The organism is Bacillus sp. SRL337 (assembly GCF_984799155.1).
The window spans coordinates 1,217,807-1,239,804 of record NZ_OZ481793.1; the positions used below are offsets into that span (position 1 = coordinate 1,217,807).

The 21,998-nt window shown below is 42.2% G+C and carries 24 protein-coding genes; 20 read left to right on the top strand and 4 right to left on the bottom strand.

The genetic code is table 11. The annotated features are described in order from the left end of the window. Nucleotides 1-13 precede the first annotated feature (13 nt). From AC4E8A_RS05960 to splB, 6 genes are all read left to right on the top strand, one after another. Nucleotides 14-304, top strand: coding sequence for a thiamine-binding protein (locus AC4E8A_RS05960; protein WP_490197366.1), 291 nt, complete (start codon nt 14-16; stop codon nt 302-304). Continuing rightward, a complete protein-coding gene (locus AC4E8A_RS05965) occupies nt 304-1,098 on the top strand; it encodes an ABC transporter permease (RefSeq protein WP_490198782.1) in 795 nt (264 codons plus the stop codon). Before AC4E8A_RS05960 ends, AC4E8A_RS05965 begins: the two co-directional genes overlap by 1 nt. After that, nucleotides 1,067-1,804, top strand: a complete 738-nt coding sequence (locus AC4E8A_RS05970) for an ABC transporter ATP-binding protein (RefSeq protein ID WP_490197367.1) — start codon at nt 1,067-1,069, stop codon at nt 1,802-1,804. Before AC4E8A_RS05965 ends, AC4E8A_RS05970 begins: the two co-directional genes overlap by 32 nt. Then, nucleotides 1,797-2,585, top strand: coding sequence for a TatD family hydrolase (locus AC4E8A_RS05975; protein WP_490197369.1), 789 nt, complete (start codon nt 1,797-1,799; stop codon nt 2,583-2,585). The genes AC4E8A_RS05970 and AC4E8A_RS05975 overlap by 8 nt, the downstream gene beginning before the upstream one ends. 114 nt (nt 2,586-2,699) lie before the next feature. Further along, the gene (locus tag AC4E8A_RS05980; RefSeq protein ID WP_490197370.1) at nt 2,700-2,945 is read left to right on the top strand and encodes a transcriptional regulator SplA domain-containing protein; all 246 of its coding nucleotides are present in this window, start codon (nt 2,700-2,702) and stop codon (nt 2,943-2,945) included. A 12-nt stretch (nt 2,946-2,957) separates the two neighbouring features. Continuing rightward, entirely contained in the window at nt 2,958-3,986 is a 1,029-nt protein-coding gene (gene splB, locus AC4E8A_RS05985; protein WP_490197372.1) for a spore photoproduct lyase, read from the top strand. Between the two features lie 50 nt (nt 3,987-4,036). Here splB and AC4E8A_RS05990 read toward each other — a convergent pair whose 3' ends face one another. Beyond that, nucleotides 4,037-4,468 (bottom strand): low molecular weight phosphatase family protein, encoded by a 432-nt coding sequence (locus AC4E8A_RS05990; protein WP_490197373.1) that lies wholly within the window; start codon nt 4,466-4,468, stop codon nt 4,037-4,039. A 132-nt stretch (nt 4,469-4,600) separates the two neighbouring features. Here AC4E8A_RS05990 and AC4E8A_RS05995 point away from each other — a divergent pair, with 132 nt between their 5' ends. Together AC4E8A_RS05995 and AC4E8A_RS06000 are read left to right on the top strand one after the other, a co-directional pair. Continuing rightward, nucleotides 4,601-4,771 carry a hypothetical protein gene (locus AC4E8A_RS05995; protein ID WP_490197375.1) on the top strand — a complete coding sequence of 57 codons (171 nt, stop codon included), beginning with the start codon at nt 4,601-4,603 and terminating at the stop codon, nt 4,769-4,771. Nucleotides 4,772-4,776: 5 nt separating this feature from the next. Next, entirely contained in the window at nt 4,777-5,271 is a 495-nt protein-coding gene (locus AC4E8A_RS06000; RefSeq protein ID WP_490197376.1) for a GNAT family N-acetyltransferase, read from the top strand. 42 nt (nt 5,272-5,313) lie between these two features. Here the strand turns inward: AC4E8A_RS06000 and AC4E8A_RS06005 are convergent, their stop codons facing one another. Further along, nucleotides 5,314-6,429 carry a histidine kinase N-terminal domain-containing protein gene (locus tag AC4E8A_RS06005; RefSeq protein WP_490197378.1) on the bottom strand — a complete coding sequence of 372 codons (1,116 nt, stop codon included), beginning with the start codon at nt 6,427-6,429 and terminating at the stop codon, nt 5,314-5,316. 367 nt (nt 6,430-6,796) lie between these two features. On the opposite strand from AC4E8A_RS06005, the gene AC4E8A_RS06010 reads away from it, so the two are divergent. Beyond that, the gene (locus tag AC4E8A_RS06010; RefSeq protein ID WP_490197380.1) at nt 6,797-7,264 is read left to right on the top strand and encodes a helix-turn-helix transcriptional regulator; all 468 of its coding nucleotides are present in this window, start codon (nt 6,797-6,799) and stop codon (nt 7,262-7,264) included. Nucleotides 7,265-7,365: 101 nt separating this feature from the next. Here AC4E8A_RS06010 and AC4E8A_RS06015 read toward each other — a convergent pair whose 3' ends face one another. Next, nucleotides 7,366-7,875: a universal stress protein gene (locus AC4E8A_RS06015; RefSeq protein ID WP_490197382.1), complete on the bottom strand. Its 510-nt coding sequence runs from the start codon at nt 7,873-7,875 to the stop codon at nt 7,366-7,368. A gap of 387 nt (nt 7,876-8,262) precedes the next feature. Between AC4E8A_RS06015 and AC4E8A_RS06020 the strand changes: the two genes are divergently transcribed. From AC4E8A_RS06020 to AC4E8A_RS06050, 7 genes are all read left to right on the top strand, one after another. After that, nucleotides 8,263-8,820, top strand: coding sequence for a P-loop NTPase family protein (locus tag AC4E8A_RS06020; protein ID WP_490197383.1), 558 nt, complete (start codon nt 8,263-8,265; stop codon nt 8,818-8,820). Continuing rightward, the gene (locus AC4E8A_RS06025) at nt 8,789-9,094 is read left to right on the top strand and encodes a hypothetical protein (RefSeq protein WP_490197385.1); all 306 of its coding nucleotides are present in this window, start codon (nt 8,789-8,791) and stop codon (nt 9,092-9,094) included. Before AC4E8A_RS06020 ends, AC4E8A_RS06025 begins: the two co-directional genes overlap by 32 nt. A gap of 166 nt (nt 9,095-9,260) precedes the next feature. Next, complete coding sequence (locus AC4E8A_RS06030; RefSeq protein ID WP_490197387.1) at nt 9,261-10,529, top strand: MFS transporter; 1,269 nt, start codon at nt 9,261-9,263, stop codon at nt 10,527-10,529. A 951-nt stretch (nt 10,530-11,480) separates the two neighbouring features. Continuing rightward, nucleotides 11,481-13,238, top strand: coding sequence for an ABC transporter ATP-binding protein (locus AC4E8A_RS06035; protein WP_490198783.1), 1,758 nt, complete (start codon nt 11,481-11,483; stop codon nt 13,236-13,238). Then, the gene (locus tag AC4E8A_RS06040) at nt 13,235-15,256 is read left to right on the top strand and encodes an ABC transporter ATP-binding protein (RefSeq protein ID WP_490197388.1); all 2,022 of its coding nucleotides are present in this window, start codon (nt 13,235-13,237) and stop codon (nt 15,254-15,256) included. Before AC4E8A_RS06035 ends, AC4E8A_RS06040 begins: the two co-directional genes overlap by 4 nt. A 970-nt stretch (nt 15,257-16,226) precedes the next feature. Next, entirely contained in the window at nt 16,227-16,607 is a 381-nt protein-coding gene (locus AC4E8A_RS06045) for a hypothetical protein (protein ID WP_490197390.1), read from the top strand. After that, nucleotides 16,604-17,101 (top strand): hypothetical protein, encoded by a 498-nt coding sequence (locus AC4E8A_RS06050; protein ID WP_490197392.1) that lies wholly within the window; start codon nt 16,604-16,606, stop codon nt 17,099-17,101. Before AC4E8A_RS06045 ends, AC4E8A_RS06050 begins: the two co-directional genes overlap by 4 nt. Nucleotides 17,102-17,270: 169 nt before the next feature. On the opposite strand, the gene AC4E8A_RS06055 is transcribed toward AC4E8A_RS06050, so the two are convergent. Beyond that, entirely contained in the window at nt 17,271-17,891 is a 621-nt protein-coding gene (locus tag AC4E8A_RS06055) for an NAD(P)-dependent oxidoreductase (RefSeq protein ID WP_490197393.1), read from the bottom strand. Nucleotides 17,892-18,059: 168 nt separating this feature from the next. Between AC4E8A_RS06055 and AC4E8A_RS06060 the strand changes: the two genes are divergently transcribed. The 4 genes from AC4E8A_RS06060 to fumC all read left to right on the top strand — a co-directional run bounded on the left by AC4E8A_RS06060 (nt 18,060) and on the right by fumC (nt 21,991). Beyond that, the gene (locus AC4E8A_RS06060; RefSeq protein WP_490197395.1) at nt 18,060-18,887 is read left to right on the top strand and encodes an amino acid ABC transporter substrate-binding protein; all 828 of its coding nucleotides are present in this window, start codon (nt 18,060-18,062) and stop codon (nt 18,885-18,887) included. Further along, complete coding sequence (locus AC4E8A_RS06065; protein WP_490197396.1) at nt 18,871-19,575, top strand: amino acid ABC transporter permease; 705 nt, start codon at nt 18,871-18,873, stop codon at nt 19,573-19,575. The genes AC4E8A_RS06060 and AC4E8A_RS06065 overlap by 17 nt, the downstream gene beginning before the upstream one ends. A gap of 21 nt (nt 19,576-19,596) precedes the next feature. Next, nucleotides 19,597-20,331: an amino acid ABC transporter ATP-binding protein gene (locus AC4E8A_RS06070; RefSeq protein WP_490197398.1), complete on the top strand. Its 735-nt coding sequence runs from the start codon at nt 19,597-19,599 to the stop codon at nt 20,329-20,331. 277 nt (nt 20,332-20,608) lie between these two features. Then, the gene (fumC, locus tag AC4E8A_RS06075; protein ID WP_490197399.1) at nt 20,609-21,991 is read left to right on the top strand and encodes a class II fumarate hydratase; all 1,383 of its coding nucleotides are present in this window, start codon (nt 20,609-20,611) and stop codon (nt 21,989-21,991) included. Nucleotides 21,992-21,998 lie beyond the last annotated feature (7 nt).

Here is a 21,998-nt window from a genome sequence, read left to right on the forward strand (position 1 = left end):
AGGGGGTTCCTTTATGGAAAACAGCTTGATCAGTATTCAAATCCTGCCGAAGACCAAAAACGGTGAGGATGTAATTCCCTATGTCGACGCAGCAATCTCAGTGATTCAGGAGGCTGGAGTAAAGTTTGAGGTTCACCCACTGGAAACAACGATGGAGGGAAACTTATCCGATTTAATGAAAGTAATTGAAAAGATGAATGAAAAAATGATTGAAATGGGGAGCAGGAATGTGATCTCCCAAGTGAAAATCCTTTATCAGCCAAGCGGAATTTCAATGGATCAATTAACAGGGAAGTATAAATGATGAATAGATTCCTTGCAAGGGGATGGCGGCCTACCGTGGTCATCATCCTTTTGTTCATTATTTGGGAGACTGCCGTAAAGATGGCCGATATACCAGCATGGCTGCTGCCAGCCCCGTCACGAATCGCCGGTGAAGCTGCAGCTGTCTGGCCAACTTTTCAGGACCATTTGGCCTCCACTGTATCTTTGACGGTTTTGGGATTCTTGATTGGCTGCAGTATTGGTTTGCTGGTGGCGGTCGGACTGCATCTTATACCAGTCTTAAGAGAGTCGGTTTACCCGCTTTTGATTCTGTCGCAAAATATCCCGGTCATCGTCCTGGCCCCGCTCTTGGTCGTATGGTTCGGTTTTGGCCTGCTGCCGAAAATGATAGTAATCACACTTGTGTGTTTTTTTCCGGTAGCTGTGGCAGCATTGGACGGATTCAGGCAGACAGGCAATGAACTCAAACACTATATGCAGATGGCAGGTGCAAGCAAGATGCAAATCTTCACAAAGTTGGAATGGCCCCATTCCCTTCCATCTATCTTTTCAGGTGTAAAGATATCTGCTACTTATAGTGTCATGGGGGCTGTCATTTCTGAATGGCTGGGGGCGAAGCAGGGCATCGGGGTATTCATGACGTTGGCCTCCTCTTCATTCAGGACGGACAGAGTGTTTGTGGCGATTTTTGCCATTATGTTATTAAGCTTAATATTTTTCGTGTTCATTATTGGAATGGAAAAACTCCTTATCAAGTGGAGGCCGAAAGGAGAAGAGAAGAGTGGAAAAGTTGGAAATCGATCATCTATATAAATCATTTGAAGGTCAGCTCATCCTCGACGATCTCTCACTTTCTGTCGGTGATGGTGAATTTTTATCCATCCTTGGTCCATCTGGGAGTGGAAAGAGTACTCTGTTTCATTTAATTGGAGGACTCTATACCCCTGAAAAAGGAAGCATCACAATTGATGGGAAAACCATCAACGGACAGAGAGGGTATATAAGTTACATGCCGCAAGCCCCGTCACTTCTGCCTTGGAGGACCGTCGAAGACAATGTCCTCCTGGGTCAGGAATTATCAGGGAAAAAAGACAGGCAGGGTGCCAGGGGAATGATCGAACGAGCCGGCCTGGCCGGGTACGAAAAAGCTTACCCTCATGAATTATCCGGCGGGATGAAACAGAGGGTTGCCTTCATACGGGCGCTGCTCAGTCCTCAGCCGATCATTTGCCTGGACGAACCATTTTCAGCTTTGGATGAATTCACCCGGTTGGATATGCAAAAATGGCTCTTGTCCATTTGGGAGGAAAATAAAAAGAGCATTATATTCGTTACCCATAATATTGAGGAAGCTTTATTTCTCTCTGACAGACTGATTGTGTTATCTCCAAGGCCTGCAGCCATTAAAAGCGAATTCAACGTTCCGTTCTCTAGGCCGAGGGACGAAAGCCTGGTTCTCAGCGAGGAATTCCTTCGTTGTAAAAAAACGATTTATGAAGAGTTGATTGTCCATGAGTAACGGCGGGGAAAGAGGAATCATTGATTCACATATCCATCTTGATATGTATAAACCCTTTGAAAGAGAAAAAATCTTGTCAGAATGCACTATGCATCATGTCCTGGCACTGATATCAGTTTCCTATCATTTAAAATCATGTTATGAAAATTTGAAGTTATCTCAAATTGATGGAAGAATCAAACCTGCCTACGGGTACCATCCTGAGCAGCCACTTCCTTCAAATGAAGAGATTCTGGATATCCTGTCATTTCTGAAAGAAAATAAAGATTCGATGGCAGCAGTGGGGGAGGTAGGTTTGCCTTATTACTTGAAACAAGAGCTTCCTGAATTGGACCCTGCCCCCTACCATGAAATTCTTCAAATGTTTGTTCAGGAGGCAAAGGCCCTTGATAAGCCGATCATTCTCCATGCTGTATATGAAGATGCTGATAAGGCAATCTCGTTGCTTGAGCGGTTCTCGATTCATCATGCACATTTTCATTGGTTCAAGGGCTCATCTAAAACATTGCAGAAGATGAAGGACAATGGCTATTATATCTCACTTACTCCCGACCTCTTATATGAAAAAGAGATTATGACAATCGCTGAGGACTATCCCCTTGAACTTCTTCTTGTTGAAACAGACGGCCCCTGGAAATTTGAAGGACCGTTCCGAGGGGAAATGACTCATCCCGCAATGATTCATCAAACAGTGAAGAAACTGGCGGAAATCAAGAGGGAGCCCCTGCAGGATGTTTACAAAACCGTCCTTGATAACACAAAAAAACTTTATGGGATCTAAGCCTTTTCCTGGAGGAAAAGGCTTTTTTATAATCCTCCAAAAAAACCCACCTATAATAATGGCTCCCTTTAGGAAGAATGAGTACATACTGCCTATAAGAAAGGGTGTTGAAAAATGGAACTGAATACTGAGTTGACTCCTTATAAGGCCGGGGATGTAGTTTATGTGATTTACCGAAATCCCCATACACAAAGTGTGGCGAATGTTCAGGAAGCTGCAGTTATACACAACCCGGAGGACCCATCACAACTTGCTTTATTTCTATATGAAACCTATTATCCGTTAAATGACGAAATAGCTGTATACCAGACAGCCGATCAGGCTGAACAGGCATACATGGGCTATTTTGGCGGCATATAGGCGGGTGGGGCGATGATAAAACCATTTGTACCTCAATTAGTCTACATCGAACCAGGAGCCCTTGAATATCCACTGGGAAAACAACTTAAAGAAAAATTCGAAAACATGAATATTGAAATTCGGGAGACGACCTCCCATAATCAGGTCCGCAATCTTCCGGGGGACAATCACTTTCAGAAATATCGCGTTGCTAAATCAACCTTGGTGGTAGGTGTCCGGAAAACGTTAAAGTTTGATACTTCCAAGCCATCAGCTGAGTATGCCATTCCCTTTGCAACTGGCTGTATGGGCCACTGCCATTATTGTTATCTCCAAACCACCATGGGCAGTAAGCCTTATATAAGGACTTATGTAAATGTGGATGAGATCCTTGAAGCGGCAGATAATTATATGAAGGAGAGGGCTCCTGAATTCACTAGATTCGAGGCGGCATGTACCTCCGATATTGTTGGGGTCGATCACCTGACACATACCCTGAAGAGAGCAATTGAACATTTTGGGAATTCAGAGTATGGGAAGCTTAGGTTTGTCACTAAGTTTCACCACGTCGACCATCTGCTTGACGCCAAGCATAATGGGAAAACGCGTTTCCGTTTCAGTGTCAATGCCGATTATGTCATAAAGAATTTTGAACCTGGCACTTCTCCGCTGGCTAAGAGGATTGAAGCGGCAGGGAAGGTAGCGAGGGCCGGGTATCCGCTTGGCTTCATTGTTGCCCCGATTTATTTGCATGAAGGCTGGGAAGAGGGGTATCATCATATGTTTGAGCGACTGGACGCCGAACTTCCGGATTATGCAAAGAAAGATTTGACCTTTGAATTCATTCAGCACCGATTCACAAAACCAGCCAAGCGGGTCATCGAAAAAAATTACCCGATGACAAAATTGGAACTTGATGAAAATCAAAGGAGATATAAATGGGGAAAATACGGAATCGGTAAATATATCTATCAAAAGGATGAAGAGCAGGGAATTAAAGACCATTTATATAAATACATGGAAAAATTCTTTCCGGACGCGAAGCTCGAATATTTCACATAATGATTCTATAAAAAAAACCACCTCAGTCACAACTTTGACAAGGTGGTTATTTATGTGATCGTATCTAATACGTCTTTAAGGCTTTTCACCTTCATGGCGAGCGAATCACATAATTCTTGATAAAATACCCATTGTTCCATAGGGGTTTTCGCTCTTTTTTCAGGGTTGGGCAAATTCCAATGAACGACTTTGTTGTAGAAATGGGGTGGAAGTTCAAATTCATGGTCTTCCTCAAAGTCATGAATGGCAATGATGACAGAAGCATTGTCCAGTTTGTGGGATTCGACTCTTTTCTTTTTTTTCTTGGATATATCAATGCAAAGCTCTTTCATGGCTTCGACACTGAAAATATTTGTCCTTGTATCAGCCCATCCGCCGCTGTCGAAGTTCCAGCCTGAAAGGCCAGATCTTTGTGCCCAACCCTCTGCCATCAGGCTTCTTTGGTGACTTGGAGACAAAAAGTATATTTCATTTTGTGTCATTCTTATGAAGTCCCTTCTTATTAAGTTGGTTATTACACAATACCCGCTACAGAGACAATTACTCATAAAAACCCATATTTTAGTTGTGGTATGCTACGATAAATCTATAAATAGGCGGCTGGAGTGATAAATATGAGGTGGAAATTATTGGAAGGCAAAGGATACAGTACAGTGGAATGGGGTTCACTAAATGGGAACCCGGAAACTAAAGATGTAGAAGCATTAAAAGATTTGTTCTGGGGTATCCCTTCAGGGAATAGAGTGACAGTTGTGGTCCCTGCAGGTATCATTCAGAGGAACTGAAAGAGTTGGGATTAACGAAAATCAACGAGAGGGAAGTGTTTTATAAAGATTTAAGGGGGACAACGGTCTTTCCTGATACATCACTTGAATTTATTGCTGAGCCCTGCATGGAAGAGGGAATACGGTGCTTGGGCTTAATACTTGGAAGTCCGGATGAGGCACAGGTGATGCTCGATTCACTGTTTAGTGAGATTGATTCGAATAGATTCCGGATTTACCTCGTGAGAAAATCCGGGAGAGATGCGGGTTTCTTTATTCCTCATATCGAACCCTGTACAGAATCCGAAGGCAGGCTTTTTTTTATGGGGATAACACCTTCTTTCAGAGGTCTTGGCCTGGCTTCAACAGTCCATCAATTCGCTGCAGCAGCGCTAAGACTTGAGCTGAACGCGGATACTTATATTGGAGTCACCGATATGGATAACTTGCCGATGAAACAGGTTTTCAGTATAAATGGCTGCAAGAAAATACAGACCTTAGCCATATACTCTGCGACCTAATAAGAGTGCAGGCTGAACTTTACCGCTTCATCAACGATGATCCTATTTTATTACCGGTATTGTAATGTTGAAAGATGTACGCTCATCATTAGAGAAACATGATAACTGCCCTTCGTGTTTTTCGACAATTTCTTTGCAGATAAAGAGGCCTAGACCGGTACCATCTTCTTTTGAAGTAACAAAAGGTTCAAAGATACTGGTTAAGATTTCATCAGGAATTTTCTTCCCATTATTGCAGATACTCAGAATGAAACTATCGTTTTCCAATTTTGTGTTAATCCAGATTTTTGGGGTTTTGTAATTGGTGCTCAAGACATCGATCGCATTGAAAATGATATTGATGATAACCTGCCTGAATTCTTCTTTCCACCCCTTTATTTCAACATCCTTATCCAGATGCTTGTCAATTGAAACATTGACTTCCAGGATTCTTGGATATAAAAAAGCAAGTGCCTCCTCAATCAAACCATTCAAAGAAAAAGCAGACTTTTCAGTGTTCACAGCGGACTTCCTGGATAACAGCAAAAACTGTGAGATTCTGAAGTTGAGCTGCTCAAGCTCTCCAGAAATGATATCCAAATAAGACAAATCAGGATTTTCCGCTTTTAAAAGCTGAATGAATCCATTAATGGATGTCAGAGGATTCCTGAATTCGTGGACAAAACTTGAGGACATTTTTCCTAGGAGGGAGAGCCTGTCTTCATGATGGGAATCAATATACTCTTCTTTTTCCTTAATGATTTGATCTTTCATATGCGTATAGTATGAAACCGTGTAATATGTAAACTTATCGAAAAAATAATTAATCTGATTGACGATGAACTGAAGTTCCGTCCATTCAAAACTCAAGCCATCCAGGTGTTTGAGGGCTTCTGAACGGCCAAGATTCAAATTATATACAAATTCCCCAATATTGGTTTCAGACTCGAAACGTTGTTTGGCTACATGAAATGCTTCTGTTTGGATATACTGATCTAATTCGGAGTTGGGGATATGCAGACCTTGAATGAACATTTCAAATACTTCGGCCCCATTCTCGATGATTAGATCTTTTGAGAATCTTAAATCGGCAGGCGAAAGCTGACTGACCCAGCCTTTTATGATTTCTTCCTTATTGCTATTGAAAAAATTGATAGCTTTCTGTTCTACAGTAGACATCGTTTCACCTCTAATAACCATATTTATTTTTATGAAGGGGTTTGACATCTTAACAACGAATAATGGTTTTTAAAAAAGAAAACCTCTACTCTTAATATATCTTTAATAAAGGACTTTTTATAGGGTAAAATGGAAAAAACACCAAATTTAGTTGAAAGATAGCTATAAAATACTAAATAGCAGGGGGAAATACCCAGATTAATAGAAAAGCAAAATGGTTAATAGTAGGGTAAAGCTGTTTTACAGGCCACCATAAGTGAACGCATACTATCATAGATCATTTGGTTTTTTTTAGATAAGAAGTAATTGGCAAAATAGTCAGTGATGGTGTAAAATTACACTATGGATTAGCAGGAAGGTGTGCTTTATGACTAAAGAGGAATTGATTCTGCTTGTTTCTGAAAAATTAAAGATAGTCCGTGCAGAAGCCGGCTATACCCAGGATAAAATGGCATCGGTTATTGGGGTATCCAAAAAAACGCTTGTGCAGATTGAAAAAGGGCGGATGGTGGCAGGTTGGACAACCGTCGTAGCTGTTTGTGCACTTTTCCGCAACAGCGAAACACTCGTCAACTCATTCGGCGGTGAACCTCTTGAAGTGATAGAGGTTGTAGCCAGGGAAGATGTTGATTACCGAAAAGAAAAAACCTTAGGCGGAAAGATTTGGTGGAAGGAAGTCAATAAGGATGGGGGGTATATTCTGCAGCAGAATATTATCAGCCATCATTTTCGAATCCTTGATGAAGACTATTATCGCGTTTTCAGTACTTTTGATGAAAAGCATGCGAAGAACCACATGAATGAATTACTTGCTCAGCAAGATATGGAAAGATAAAGAGGCTGTCCTTGGGAAGAAACAGCCGCCGTTACAGCATTGTTGTTGCGTGCCGGTGGTGTTCATTCCTGGAGTGACAGCCTCTTTTCACTTGGTTTATTTTACTTGACGATTAGGATGCTGCTTGAACAATTATGAGAAATTTTTTCACTGACGCTGCCCAGGAACCATTTCTTAATACCTGTATTGCTGCTATTCCCTGCAACAATGATATCCACCTCGTTATCAGCTGCATAGCGGCATATGCTGTCTGCCTCAGAGCCTGTCAGCAGTTCATAATGTGCATGAATACCCCTGGATTCAAGGTTTTCCCTGACAGGTTTAAACTGGTCTCCGTTTGTACCCTTCCTGATTGGGTGGCGCTCTTCAATTTTATTATCATAGCTGTGAGGAAGGTTCTGAGCCTCATGGGAACTTAAACCGGTATTAATGACATCAAGTGAACGAGTGAATTGTTCCTGTCCCTGTTCATTCGTATACTCACTGTCTTTCGTAACATGGACCACCGTCAAGTTGGCTTCCCTGTTATGTGCAAGTAATTCTATTGCTTTTTCGAGAGCTTTTTTGCTTCCGTCGGTATTGTCATAAGCGAGCAAAATATTTTTGAACATTTCATCCACCTCTTTAATTTTTTTGTCTTGATCCTGCTTTTCAACCATTTGGTTCATAATTGAATTTTAAAAAAGGAATGACGGTACACCTTTAACGCTGTCCATCATTCCTTGTAAAGATTAGATTAATGCGAGAATCGCTCCGATTACAACGATAGCCCCGATGATCATTAAAATTGTACGAATCATGAAAACTCACCTCTGCTTTAGTTTAATAAAATCATTGATTTCAAGATTTTTATTAGGTATTTAATAAAGTAGTACCCCGCTCGAAATTTCTTTAAACATTGTAAAACCTTGTAAAAAAAGTATCCTTTACCCCGGAGAGGATTAACAGGATGGAAGGAGAATATCCGTTAAGGATGTAGAAGAAGGAAGGCATGGTATATGAAATTGATATTGGTTGAAGGGATTCCCGGTGCGGGAAAAACCTCTGCATGTGCATACATAAGGGAGAAGTTGAACAATAAGGGAATGGACTCAAGAATATATATGGAAGGGGACTTTGATCATCCTGCAGATTATGAGGCTGAAGCATTCATACACTGCGAAAGGCTGCGGGACATGGTGAATGATTTTCCAGAATTGAAAGATATCGATGATTTGGAATATCATACTGGCATGGATGAGGGGGTACTCATTCCATATGGAAAACGTTTAAAAGAAGGTAAAATGACAGACCGCTGCGCAGAGGAACTTTTAAAATATGATGTCTATGAAATGCCTCCTGATTTGTACAAGGAGTTAATCTTAGCCCGGTGGAAAACGTTCATTCAGGAAATGAAAACTTCTGATAACATAGCCATTATGGACTGCAGCTTCTTACAGAATCCCCTTACAATGCTTATGGCAAAGTATAATGAAACTCTAAAATTCCATTACAGAGTTTGTATTGGAGACGGAGCAAATCATTTTGGATCTCGTTCCGGTCCTGATTTACCTTAAACCCTCAACAGTCAGGGATACCATTGAAGATGTAAGGAAAGTCCGCTACCCGGAATGGTTTCAGTATGTGGCAAGCTGCTATACTGCACCAGGATATGGAAAAGCTCATGCATTGCCAGGAGGACTTGAAGGGGTGGTCCAACTGCTGGAGGAGCGAATGAAAAAGGAAGATCAAATCATCTCCCTTCTCACTATGCCCTCACATCTCATCAAGGTTTCTGTCCAAAACCGGGAAACGGCAGAAAATGAACTGGATGAAATCTTGGGGAAATGATGAGAGAAAAAGCCTAAAGTATCGGATAGGAACCACCGGGGTTCAAATTGGTCTTAATCTCAATCAGCCTTGAGACGGAGAAAGAAACCATCACAGGTCTCTGAACAATCCCCAGCCATTTTCTTACAATGAAAGCAGATCAAATATTGGATGGGAGTAAATAATCATGAAAAAATTCAAGGAAATCTTTAAGAATCCTACGTTCTCAAAATTGTTTTTTGCTAATTTCACCTCTCATTTGGGAAGTGTCATCGGGCTTACAGCTTTCATGTTTTACCTGCTTGACCGTTTCTCAGATCAGCCGGTCTATGCATCGATAACGGAAATGATGTACTCTGTCCCGACACTAGCAGTCTTCTTCCTGGTCGGGGTGTTGGCCGACCGGATGGACCGGAAGAAAATTGCCTATTACTGTGATACCATCAGTGCATGTTTGTCAGTCATCTTATTGGCGGCAATCTTCCTGGGCTGGATGCCCTTCATCTTTTTTGTTCTTTTCTTAAGAAGTGCGGTCCAGAAGTTCTTCTTCCCTGCGGAACAGGGGATCTTGCAAGGGGTATTAAACAAAGATGACTACTCCACGGCAGCGGGGCTGAACCAAATGGTCATGAGCCTGTTCATGCTGTTTGGAAACGGACTCGCCATCCTGATCTACTGGCTTGCCGGTATTTATGGAGCGGTTATTGTCGATATAATCACGTTCATCATAAGCGCCATCTTAATCAAAAAGTGTCAAGTTCCTGTTGAAGCTAGATTACCGAACGGCCATCATACTCTAAAAGATCTCAGTTTTTCTTTTATTATGAAAGATTTCAAGCTGGGAATGCTGTATATATTTAAACACAAGCTGTTGATGAGCCTAATTGGAGGATTCTTTGTCTTCGGTGTGGTGAACGGTGGATTTTCGGTCATGCCGATCTTTATTTTAAAATACAAACTCGCACCTCAAACATATGAGGAATATTCCATTCTACTTGGTGTTGCATTCGGAGCGGGTGTTCTCATAGGCAGTGTCATAGCTTCCATGCTTACGCAAAAGTTCAAATTCCACCACTTGATTGTGGCAGGATTAACGATATCTGGAAGTTTCATCATCCTGTCGTCATTTACAACAACTACCTGGACGTTCCTTGGCATAATCTTCTTTGCGGCACTTGGGCTGCCGCTTGTGAATATAGCCATCGGCGGGTGGATGCCTAGTATCATTGAACCCAAGATGATGGGCCGTGTCCAAGGCTGGATCAGTCCGCTTATGATGCTGTCACAATCCATAACACTTGGATTCATCGCGTACAGTTTCCCGGCCATCCTGAGCATTGAAATGCTTTATTGGATTGTGGGCGGCTGCCTCCTATTTGTAGGGATCTTCTACACTTTCCTCCTGCCGAAATTCATGAAAGAATCAGAGGAAATGGAAGCGGCGGTTGTTTCCTGATAGTGAAAGGACTTCTTTTGAAGAGGTCCTTTTGGATTGTCAAATATCATCATCAGAACAGGTAAACTACCGACAATTTTACAGTCCTCAAACAATTTTCAATTAAGGGATTTTTTCATCCAAAATAACGGAGGAAGCAAGAATGAAACAAGCCGGACTCCCTGGTGAGAGAGAAAACCTCTGAAAGCGGCTCTTGGGTCAAGCAAGGCATATCGGCAAAGATATTATTGCAGGATTAATAAAATTCCCGGTGGAGAAATCAGTAGTACAGCAAACGGATGGAGCCGGCACGACAGCAGGCAATAAGTTCGGATGTCAAGGACGCCAAACAAAGTGGGCCGATGCGAACGTGCTAGTGAGATTTAAACCGCAGGGCTGTCATGCAAAATGCTTCAGAAATTATTAGCGTATGGGTCAGCTGTAAGAGCAGCATAAAAGAAAAAGTACTGAATATAAATAATTGCCCAGCCAAAACATGAAATGAATGAATAACATGAATAATCCGAAAATAGTGATTGACACCGCCTATTCACCATGGTAATGTTATCATGACTTTGAAAATGAATGTAAAAGGAGGGTTTCGTGATGATTGAAATGATTAATGTGATAAGAATCCATAATAATACAGTTTCAAAACAATATAATCATGTAACCTGTCTGGAATACCATCCAGCCTTTTAAGGACCTTCTTATCTCGAATTGTGATATAAGGCACGGTTATGTATGTAATCGGTGCCTTTTTTATGTTCAAAGACATAACTGCCTGGCGCGGTGTGTCTTTTTTTTATTGTCATTATTTGGAATAATTTTACAGATGTCAACAGGATGACCTGTTAACATATAAAAAATTCTCTAGGAGGAATGAACATGCTGAAAGTGAGAGTTGAAATGATGATGCCTATTGTGGAGACAGAAGGCGGATAGCAGTGAAGAGTAGAGGAGTGAAGAATGATGTTTAGTGTTTTAGCGAAATTAAGTTGGTTTTTTAAAGAAAATTGGAAGAGGTATACCGTGGCTATCGTGCTGCTGACCTTCGTCGGCATCCTTGATGTACTGCCTCCAAAGATTGTTGGCATGGCCATTGATGACATACAAATCGGCAGGATGACAATGAGTAACTTAGGACAGTATTTAATTTGGCTTGCGGTGATTTTAGCAGTTTCATACGGACTGACTTATATTTGGATGTACCAGCTTTTTGGCGGGGCGTTTCTTGTAGAAAGAAAGCTTCGATCAAGGTTTATGGGCCATTTGTTGAAAATGACTCCCACGTTCTTTGAAAAGAACCGGACGGGAGACTTAATGGCGAGAGCGACAAATGACTTAAAGGCCATATCCGTTACTGCAGGTTTTGGAATCCTGACTCTGATTGACTCAAGTGTTTTCATGCTGACCATCCTGTCTACAATGGCGTTTTTCGTCAGTTGGAAATTGACACTCGCTGCTGTACTGCCTTTGCCATTTATGGCTTGGCTGATGAAGGTCTATGGAGCACGGATTCATAAACGCTTCGTGGAAGCCCAGGATGCTTTTGGCGATTTGAACGATAAAGTGCTTGAATCGATAGCCGGGGTGCGAGTAATCAGGGCATATGTGCAGGAAAGAGCAGATGAAGAAAAATTTTCGCAAATGACTGAGGATGTTTACAACAAGAATATCGAAGTGGCTAAAATAGACTCCTTATTCGAACCGACCATAAAGGTGCTTGTTGGCTTGAGTTACCTGATTGGATTGGGTTACGGTGCTTATCTGGTGTTTCATCAGACCATTACGCTTGGGGAGCTGGTATCCTTCAATGTTTACCTCGGAATGTTGATTTGGCCAATGTTTGCGGTAGGAGAGCTGATCAATGTCATGCAGAGAGGGAACGCATCTCTTGACCGTGTGCAGGAGACATTGAATTATGAGGAAGATGTTAAGAATCCCGTTGATCCCCAAGGTGTCAATAATCCTGAGACCATCGTCTTCAATGAAGTGACCTTTAGATATCCTTCCTCAAAAGTCGATAATTTGAGCCGAATTAATCTGAAGCTGCAAAAAGGGGAGACTTTGGGGATTGTCGGTAAAACCGGAAGCGGAAAAACGACGATGATCAAACAGCTGCTGAGGGAGTATCCAAGTGGAAAAGGAATCTTGGCTATTAACAATGTTCCCATAGAAGAACAAAACTTGCAGGATGTCCGGGGATGGATCGGATATGTTCCTCAAGACCATGTATTATTCTCAAGGACTGTGAGGGAAAATATTCTATTCGGCCAGCCTGATGCCACAGAGGCAGAATTACAAAAAGCGATAGAACTGGCTGATTTTAAGAAAGATTTGGAAATACTGCCCGATCGATTGGCCACTCTGGTCGGTGAGAAGGGTGTTGCCTTATCAGGCGGACAAAAACAGCGGATTTCCATTGCCCGTGCATTGATTAAAAATCCTGAAATACTCATTCTGGATGACTCCTTGTCAGCGGTTGATGCAAAAACAGAAGCAAAGATCATTGAGAATATCCGCCGCGAAAGACGCGGGAAAACCACCATTATTACAACCCACCGGTTATCAGCTGTGGAGCATGCGGACTGGATTATTGTCATTGATAATGGGGTGGTTATAGAGGAAGGCGAACATGAAACTTTATTGAAGAATGAGGGTTGGTATAAGGAACAATTCGACCGCCAGAAAATTGAGGAATCCTCGCTTGAGGAGGCAAACATATGAGTGTAGGAAAACGATTATTAAATTATGCTTTGATATACAAAAAGATCATCATAGCTGCCCTGCTGATGCTGACGGTTTCAGTAGCGGCAGATTTGGCTGGCCCATTCATCGCCAAGAAGATGATTGATGATCATATCCTTGGCATTGAAGCCGCCTGGTACCAAACGGAGGACACAAAAGATGCAGTTCGTTATAAAGGGAACTGGTATAAACGAGAAAAATATTTTACTGAAAGCGAGACAAAAGGGGAAGAGGTACGTGTCCTCTCGGTAGGCAGGGAATTTTATTTTGTTAATGAACCTGTCACGGAAACCGGTGAACGCAAAATTGAAGATGGGCAATTGGTCATTACGAAAGGAAATAACGCATCGTCCTTTTATAAAGCTGAAAAAATTTCTGCAGGTGAGCTGATCGATTTCTATAATCCCGAGATCCCGCGAATCGTTACACTGCTTGCGCTGTATTTTGGATTGCTGGTCGCTGCATCATTCTTTCAATACGGCCAGGGATTTTATTTGAAGAAAGCCGCAAACCGCGTCATTCAAAAAATGCGGTCAGATGTATTCGAGCATATTCAAAGGTTGCCGATCCGTTACTTTGACAACCTGCCTGCCGGAAAAGTGGTAGCGAGAATCACGAATGATACAGAAGCGATCAGGGAGCTCTATGTAACGGTATTATCAACTTTTTTCACAAGTGCTATCTACATTACAGGAATCTATATCGCCTTATTTATCCTTGATGTAAAATTGGCAGCCATCTGTCTACTGCTCATGCCGATTATTGCGGTATGGACGGTTTTATATAGAAGATACGCATCTAAATACAACCATGTCATCCGGACTAAAGTCAGCGATATCAATGCAATGATCAATGAATCCATCCAAGGGATGAACATCATCCAGGCATTCCGCCGCGAGCAGAAATCTCAAAATGAATTCGAAGAGCTGAATGAAACACATTTCAAGTATCAGAATAAAATGCTCAGCTTGAATTCATTGACATCCCACAATCTGGTGGGTGTGTTGAGAAACATAACTTTTGTGGCGTTTATCTGGTACTTTGGCGGAAGTGCAATGGGATCGGGTGCAGTTGTATCACTTGGTGTTCTATATGCCTTTGTCGATTATATCAATCGTCTCTTTCAGCCTGTGACAGGGATTGTGAACCAGCTTGCAAACCTTGAACAGGCACTTGTGGCTGGTGAAAGGGTATTTGAATTATTGGATGAAGGCGGAACCTCTGTAGAAGATGATAGAATGCAGCGATATAGGGGAGATGTCTCGTTTAACAATGTCTTCTTTGGTTATAAGGATAATGAACATGTATTGAAGGACATATCATTTTCAGCCAAACAGGGGGAAACGGTCGCACTGGTCGGCCACACAGGTTCCGGTAAAAGCTCAATCATGAATTTGCTTTTCCGTTTCTATGATTGCAATGAGGGGGAAATCCTGATAGATGGAAAGAACATCAAGAATATCCCTTATCAAACGATCCGTGAACATATGGGGATTGTTCTCCAGGATCCTTATTTATTTACAGGGACGATTGCCTCAAATGTCAGCTTGGATGATCCTGAAATTTCGCGCAGGGAAGTGGAAGCGGCACTGAATGCTGTAGGAGCAGGGAAGGTATTTCATAATCTTGAGAACGGGTATGATGAACCTGTGATTGAAAAGGGAAGTACATTATCCTCCGGTCAGCGTCAATTGATTTCCTTTGCGAGAGCATTGGCTTTCGATCCGGCAATCTTGATCCTGGATGAGGCCACATCGAGCATTGATACTGAAACAGAAGCAATGATCCAGGAAGCGATGGAGGTCCTGAAACAAGGCCGGACGACATTCATCATCGCTCACCGTCTATCTACTATAAAAAATGCAGATCAAATCATTGTGCTGGATAAAGGGACCATTTCTGAAAAAGGCTCACATGATGAACTTATGGAATTGAAAGGCCGATACTATCAGATGTATGAACTGCAGCAAGGCAAGCAGATGGGCAAGACGGGTTAGGCCGCTTCCTGTTGTAATAATTCATAAACAGTTCAGGCGTGATGAAAAAGTGAAGTCGGAAAAGCAGCTTAATTGGTGCATGCAAGGCAGGTGTGCTGGATGAATGTATGAAACGGATCCTAATTCCTCTACGATTTTGCAGGTGGAAGAGAGTTTATATGAATCTTGATCTAATTCATGAGAGGGTTTGAAAGAAGAGAAAAGCAGCTTAATCCTACATGAACTGATTAAACCGGTAAAATCAGGTATGAATCCAATAGACCTGTTCATCTCTGAAATGGTCAGCATGAAGTAAAGGGATTTTAAGACAAAAGAGAGTGTGTTCATCTGGGCACACTCTCTTTTCTAATTCCGGGGTTGCAGTCCTGGAATGATAATCATTTGATCCTTCCCTTTAGCTATAAAGGGGTGCCTCATGAACGCTTGATAAGACAACTTTGCCTTTTATTTTACGATTAGCGTGTCGCATGAACGCTTCATAAGACAACTTTTCCTTCCCTTTAACGATTAGGGGTGCCTCATGAACGCTTCATAAGACCATTTTGGCGTCCATTTTAGGATTAGCGTGTCGTATGAACGCTTGATAAGACAATGTTGCCTTTTATTTTACGATTAGGATGCCTCATGAACGCTTCATAAACCCATTTTGCCGTCCCTTTAAGGATAAGTGTGTGGCATGAACGCTCCATAAGACAACATTGCCGTCCTTAACGATTACGGTGTATCACCAGGACCAGGTAATCCTTCAGTCCCCCCTGTTATCGAATGATCATCAGCTTAAAACCAGATGAATAGCATATACGATTAAACTGGTTTCTCGAATTAAATTAGCCCCTATGGAGCATGAGTATTTCGGTATCCTGTCATAAAGACGGGACAAAAGGGGGATTTTGTCGAAATTAAACCCATTTCGGGTAGTATCAAGGTATAATCTAGTTTGTACTATAGAATGAAAGTAAGGGAGGATTCCATGATGGGATGGGTAATTGCCATTTTGTTTGGTTCGGCCATAGTGCTGCTCATTTTATCGTTTTTTAAAACGACTCAATCCAAATCACAACTTGAACAGCAAATTGAACACTCTTCAATTTCATTGATGAATGAAGTGCATGAACTGCAAAAACAAATCCGCACTATTGAATTAGATGCAGAAATTACAGCAAAACAGTCAGGGGCAATGGAACAAACTTCACAAGAACGCATCATGCTTCGAGAGGTCCTCGACATGCAAAAACGTGGATATTCCACCGACAGCATTGCTGCTAAGACCGGGCTTAAGACATATGAAGTCGAGGAAATGCTTGCTCCATATATGGCAAGGAAGATTGAAAGGAGCATGGCGGTACAATGATGAAGAATTCATTGCGCAGTTTTGCCTTAGGTCTGTTGATTGCAACCACCATGATTGGCGCTGTATACCTATTCGGGCCAACAAAAGCTGAAAGCATTGAACAGCCTGCCGGCACAGCACAAAAGCAAGAACTTAGTGAGAAAGAAATGATTGACCAGCTTGTTTCAAGTGGATACGTCATACATACAGAAGAAGAATGGAACAAGCAGGCTGCAGCAGCATCGGAAACTAAACAAGCTGAAGAAAAGCCGGAGGAGAAGCAAGAGGACTCAAGCGGAGAAAAAGTCGTCTACCGCGCAATCCTGTCTGTTTCTACGGGTATGACCAGCATTGATGTTGGAAATGCTCTGGAAAATGCAAAAATCATCGATAATGGGATGGATTTCTATAAAGAGGTGGAAAAACGAGGTCTTGAGAATGAATTAAGGCCGGGCTCCTTTGAAATTGAAAGTGGAATGTCGATGGATAAAATTATCTCCATCATTTTCAAATAAGCCAGCAAAAGCTCCTTTAAACAGCAGAGGAGCTTTTTGTTTTGGCTGCTTTCGATCGTCGTGATACTATTCAATAAAATGGCATCAGTGTACAAAGCACAAAAAAATAGCAAAAAAAGCTGATAGAGACTTTATCTGCAAGGATGGTTAGCCTATTGATCTCTATACATCAATAACAGATTCCAATTCTGCAGCAATAACTGTCTTTTTCTTTAATTAAGCTGTAGGCATAGTCAGCGGTATCAAATATCGAGATGCTCTTTCCACCTTCCGGAAGAACGTCCTTCTCAGTGCGGAAGGTGCCTGTCCTTTCTCCTTCCGGCAGGTAGGTGGGACAAACCACTGTGAAATCCATTTTTGAATTTTTCAACATAAGGTAGGTTTTTAAATGATCTTCTGCAGCTGTTGAGGTTTTTCTTTTGGATTCGTTCGTTTGGAACCTATAGTGGGAAGGTGATTCCCTTGATTGAAGAATACCCGCCGTACCTATTGTGATGATCCTGGTAATGTTATGCATTCTCATCGTTTTTAGGATAAGAGGCATACTTTTAGACAGTACATCATTCTTATCAGTACCCAGTGCACTTATAATTACATCACATCCGCGAAAGCAAAGTTCAAGGTTCTTTTCCAGCAGAACATTGCCCTTAATGTAGGAAAGGTTTGGGTGATCATATTTCTTGCCAGAAATATCCCGGACTAACGTGTTGATACAATGCCCATCTTTCAGTGCCTTCTTCAAGATGAGAGTCCCTACTCTGCCTGTTGCCCCCAATAAGGCAATCTTCATGATTGAATCCTCCTTTCATGCTCTAAAAATATTATAACAATTTTGATGAATTCTGTACTTATGGAGAAAACTATAAGGAGCAGACATTTTTATTGACAGAATGGGTATAACATTCTATGATAGCTAACGTTGATGAAATAATTCCGATAAGAATAGTGAGGTTTTAAGATGAAAAAGGTAACATTGAACATTTTGTTCTTTTTAGGTGCAGTATTCCTGCTTGCAGCTTGTGGAAATAATGCTGATAACGATGAAACAGCAGGGAATGGAAATGAAGGCAACGAGGAGCAGTCATTATATGACCAAATCCAGGATAATGGTGAGCTGCTGGTCGGAACGGAAGGAACATACCCTCCATTCACTTTCCATGATGAAAAAGGTAAACTTACTGGTTTCGATGTGGAAATTGCCAGAGAAGTAGCCAGTCGTCTCGGCGTAGAACCGGTCTTTAAAGAGACCCAGTGGGATGCAATGTTTGAAGGGTTGAACTCCAACCGCTTCGATATGATTGCCAATCAGGTAGGAATCAAGGAAGAACGTCAGGAGAAATATGATTTTTCAAGCCCGTACATTGAATCATCTGCTGTATTAGTTGCAAGCAAGGATAATGACGAAGTGAAATCCTTTGAAGACATTGAAGGGCTGACTTCTGCTCAATCCTTGACAAGCAATTATAAAGATATTGCTGAAGGTTATGGTGCTAAGATTCAAGGCGTTGAAGGGCTTGCTCAGTCGATTCAATTGCTGGAACAAGGACGTGTGGATGTAACAGTCAACGATAAGCTGTCAATTTTGGATTACCTGCAAAAGCAAAAGAATGCAAATGTTGAGATTGTGGCTGAAGAAGAGAATGCTTCCCAGAGCGGTTTAATGTTCCGTAAAGGAAATGAAGAATTAGTCGAAGAAGTAAATAAAGCGTTAGAGGAAATGATGGAAGACGGTACATACGCCGAGATTTCTGAAAAATGGTTTGGCGAAGATGTATCTCCTAGGTAGTATTTTTCAAGATCCTGAACGCATGATGGATATCCTGCAAAGCTCCCTGCTTCCTATGGTGAAGGGAGCTTTGTATTATTCTATTCCTCTAACACTGATATCTTTTGTATGCGGAATGATCTTGGCAATCTTGACAGCACTGGGCAGATTATCCGGAAGTAAAATTTTAAGGGGAATTGCACGGGTATACGTATCGGCAATCAGGGGGACCCCATTACTTGTGCAATTATTCATTATCTTTTTTGGATTGGGGAATCTGGGTATCGAAGCGTTGAAATTCGATCCGTTTCCTTCCGCAGTCCTTGCCTTTTCATTGAATGTGGGGGCCTATGCCTCTGAGATTGTTCGTGCAGCCATTCAATCAATCCCTAAAGGGCAATGGGAGGCGGGCTACTCGATTGGAATGACATATGGGCAGAACCTTAAACGGGTCATCCTGCCACAGGCAGCAAGGGTATCCATTCCTCCTCTATCAAACTCTTTTATCAGTTTAGTGAAGGATACGTCTTTGGCTTCCCTGATCCTGGTAACCGAATTATTCAGGAAAGCCCAGGAAATTGCTGCGACAACGTATGAATTTCTTCTTTTATATATAGAAGCGGCATTCCTGTACTGGGTCATGTGTTTCATTCTCACACTTATTCAGGACAGGGTTGAATCAAGACTTGACCGGTATATTGCCAAGTAAAGAGAGGAGGAAGCAAGCAGGATGATCAGCATCAAAGGATTGAAGAAAAGATTTGGAGACCTTGAAGTCCTTAAAGGATTCGATATAGAAGTTGAAAAGGGTCAGGTAATTGTACTGATCGGCCCATCCGGTTCGGGAAAAACAACGTTCCTTCGCTGCCTTAACCTCCTGGAAGTACCTGATGAGGGGAAACTGGGCATCAGCGGTACAAAAATGGATTTCAGCAAGAAGCTGGCGAAAAAAGAGCTTCTTGAGATGCGGCGCAAGACGGGGATGGTCTTTCAAAATTATAATCTTTTTCCGCATCGGACAGCCCTTGAAAATGTTATGGAAGGGCCGGTGATCGTTCAGAGAAAAACGAAGGAAGAAGTGAGGAAAACGGCCGTTTCCCTTTTGGAAAAGGTCGGGCTTGGTGACAAAGTAGACTATTATCCATACCAGCTTTCAGGCGGTCAGCAGCAGCGTGTAGGGATAGCCCGTGCATTGGCGATCGATCCTGAAGTCATGCTCTTTGACGAACCGACTTCGGCCCTGGATCCGGAGTTGATCGGCGAAGTCTTGAAGGTGATGAAGGACCTGGCCGAGGAAGGCATGACGATGGTCGTTGTAACACATGAAATGAAGTTTGCCAAGGAAGTGGCGGATGAAGTTATCTTCATGGACGGAGGCTATATCGTCGAACGCGGGAAACCAGCAGAAATCTTTGAAGATCCAAAGCAAGAAAGGACCCGCCAGTTCTTGAACTTAATACAATAAGAGGTGAAAGCTTAGCCGTTTGGTTAAGCTTTTTCGTTGCATTAAATAGGCAATAGGCATCTGGTTCAAGCCGGTCAAATTGAATATGTCCCCAAAATGGCTGAATTTGGAGAGGAACCTGTGAAACGAACGGCGAAGACGATAATTCCGCATCCTCCTTTCTAGTTTCACATAGGCTTTCAATAGATATAAAAATATCTACATTATTTTGCCATTGATGTTATTTCTTGAATTTAAGTGGAAAAATAATAAAGAGAAATGTGAAGGAGGAGATAAAATGGAGTATAGAACAGAACGTGATACGATTGGAGAGATTCAGGTTCCTGAAGATAAATTCTGGGGGGCACAGACTCAGCGAAGCAAGGAAAACTTTAAAATCAGTCATGAGCGGATGCCACTTGAGGTTACATACGGGTTTGCAGAGTTAAAGAAAGCAGCGGCCATAGTCAATAACAAGCTTGGAAAATTGTCAAATGTGAAAAAGGATGCCATCGTAAAAGCATGCAATGAGATCAGCTCTGGAATGCTCAATGAACACTTTCCTCTTGTTGTCTGGCAGACAGGAAGCGGCACTCAGTCAAATATGAATGTGAATGAGGTTGTCGCCTACAGGGCAAATCAGATGATTCTGGAGAGCGATGAACAGGTCCATCCCAATGATGATGTGAATATGTCACAAAGTTCGAATGACACATTTCCTACAGCCATGCATGTTGCAGCTTATAAAGAAATCCATGAAAACCTGGCACCAGCTATCGACCAATTCCATAAGACTTTGAAGGAAAAAGAAGCGGAATTCATGGATGTTATAAAAATTGGCCGTACACATCTGCAAGATGCCACCCCGTTGACTTTAGGCCAAGAAATCAGCGGGTGGAGGGCGATGGTGGAGAGATCGAAGCAAATGATTGAAGAAAGCAGCAAGCATTTGTTGAATCTGGCAATCGGCGGAACGGCAGTGGGTACCGGAATCAATGCTGACCCGAGATTTGGAGATATGGCAGCGGCCCAGTTAAAAGAACAAACCGGCTTTCCTTTTATATCTTCTGCTAATAAATTTCATGCATTGACTTCACATGATGAGATCGTTCATGTACATGGTGCCTTAAAGGCATTGGCTGCTGATGTCATGAAGATTGCTAATGATGTACGCTGGCTTTCCAGCGGTCCCAGGAGCGGTATCGGGGAAATCGTCATTCCTGCAAATGAACCCGGGAGCTCCATCATGCCTGGCAAGGTGAATCCAACCCAGAGTGAAGCACTCACCATGGTGTCTGCTCAGGTGTTCGGAAATGATGCAGTCATCGGTTTTGCAGCGAGTCAGGGGAATTTTGAACTGAATGTATTCAAACCTGTCATCATTCATAACTTGCTTCAGTCAGTGAGGCTCTTGGCTGATGGCATCCGTTCTTTTGATGAGAATTGTGCACAAGGGATAGAGGCAAATAATGAAGTGATCGAAGAGTTTGTAAACAGGTCATTGATGCTAGTTACTGCACTTAACCCTCATATCGGCTACGAAAAAGCGGCTGAGATTGCAAAAACAGCCCACAAGGAAGGCCTGACATTGAAAGAGGCTGCTGTCCGTTCCGGCTACCTTACAGAATCACAATTTGATGAATGGATCGACCCGATGAAGATGGTGAACTTAAAAAAGTAAAACGATA

What these genes read in the sequence shown, in the direction of transcription:
- AC4E8A_RS06065 (WP_490197396.1), top strand. Translation starts at nt 18,871, where the DNA reads ATGTATCTCCTAGGTAGTATTTTTCAAGATCCTGAACGCATGATGGAT.
- AC4E8A_RS06050 (WP_490197392.1), top strand. Translation starts at nt 16,604, where the DNA reads ATGATGAAGAATTCATTGCGCAGTTTTGCCTTAGGTCTGTTGATTGCA.
- AC4E8A_RS05990 (WP_490197373.1), bottom strand. Translation starts at nt 4,468, where the DNA reads ATGACACAAAATGAAATATACTTTTTGTCTCCAAGTCACCAAAGAAGC.
- AC4E8A_RS06030 (WP_490197387.1), top strand. Translation starts at nt 9,261, where the DNA reads ATGAAAAAATTCAAGGAAATCTTTAAGAATCCTACGTTCTCAAAATTG.
- splB (WP_490197372.1), top strand. Translation starts at nt 2,958, where the DNA reads ATGATAAAACCATTTGTACCTCAATTAGTCTACATCGAACCAGGAGCC.
- AC4E8A_RS05960 (WP_490197366.1), top strand. Translation starts at nt 14, where the DNA reads ATGGAAAACAGCTTGATCAGTATTCAAATCCTGCCGAAGACCAAAAAC.
- AC4E8A_RS06020 (WP_490197383.1), top strand. Translation starts at nt 8,263, where the DNA reads ATGAAATTGATATTGGTTGAAGGGATTCCCGGTGCGGGAAAAACCTCT.
- AC4E8A_RS05980 (WP_490197370.1), top strand. Translation starts at nt 2,700, where the DNA reads ATGGAACTGAATACTGAGTTGACTCCTTATAAGGCCGGGGATGTAGTT.
- AC4E8A_RS06015 (WP_490197382.1), bottom strand. Translation starts at nt 7,875, where the DNA reads ATGTTCAAAAATATTTTGCTCGCTTATGACAATACCGACGGAAGCAAA.
- AC4E8A_RS06070 (WP_490197398.1), top strand. Translation starts at nt 19,597, where the DNA reads ATGATCAGCATCAAAGGATTGAAGAAAAGATTTGGAGACCTTGAAGTC.
- AC4E8A_RS06035 (WP_490198783.1), top strand. Translation starts at nt 11,481, where the DNA reads ATGTTTAGTGTTTTAGCGAAATTAAGTTGGTTTTTTAAAGAAAATTGG.
- AC4E8A_RS05995 (WP_490197375.1), top strand. Translation starts at nt 4,601, where the DNA reads ATGAGGTGGAAATTATTGGAAGGCAAAGGATACAGTACAGTGGAATGG.
- AC4E8A_RS06040 (WP_490197388.1), top strand. Translation starts at nt 13,235, where the DNA reads ATGAGTGTAGGAAAACGATTATTAAATTATGCTTTGATATACAAAAAG.
- AC4E8A_RS06055 (WP_490197393.1), bottom strand. Translation starts at nt 17,891, where the DNA reads ATGAAGATTGCCTTATTGGGGGCAACAGGCAGAGTAGGGACTCTCATC.
- AC4E8A_RS06010 (WP_490197380.1), top strand. Translation starts at nt 6,797, where the DNA reads ATGACTAAAGAGGAATTGATTCTGCTTGTTTCTGAAAAATTAAAGATA.
- fumC (WP_490197399.1), top strand. Translation starts at nt 20,609, where the DNA reads ATGGAGTATAGAACAGAACGTGATACGATTGGAGAGATTCAGGTTCCT.
- AC4E8A_RS06045 (WP_490197390.1), top strand. Translation starts at nt 16,227, where the DNA reads ATGATGGGATGGGTAATTGCCATTTTGTTTGGTTCGGCCATAGTGCTG.
- AC4E8A_RS06060 (WP_490197395.1), top strand. Translation starts at nt 18,060, where the DNA reads ATGAAAAAGGTAACATTGAACATTTTGTTCTTTTTAGGTGCAGTATTC.
- AC4E8A_RS05965 (WP_490198782.1), top strand. Translation starts at nt 304, where the DNA reads ATGAATAGATTCCTTGCAAGGGGATGGCGGCCTACCGTGGTCATCATC.
- AC4E8A_RS05975 (WP_490197369.1), top strand. Translation starts at nt 1,797, where the DNA reads ATGAGTAACGGCGGGGAAAGAGGAATCATTGATTCACATATCCATCTT.
- AC4E8A_RS06005 (WP_490197378.1), bottom strand. Translation starts at nt 6,429, where the DNA reads ATGTCTACTGTAGAACAGAAAGCTATCAATTTTTTCAATAGCAATAAG.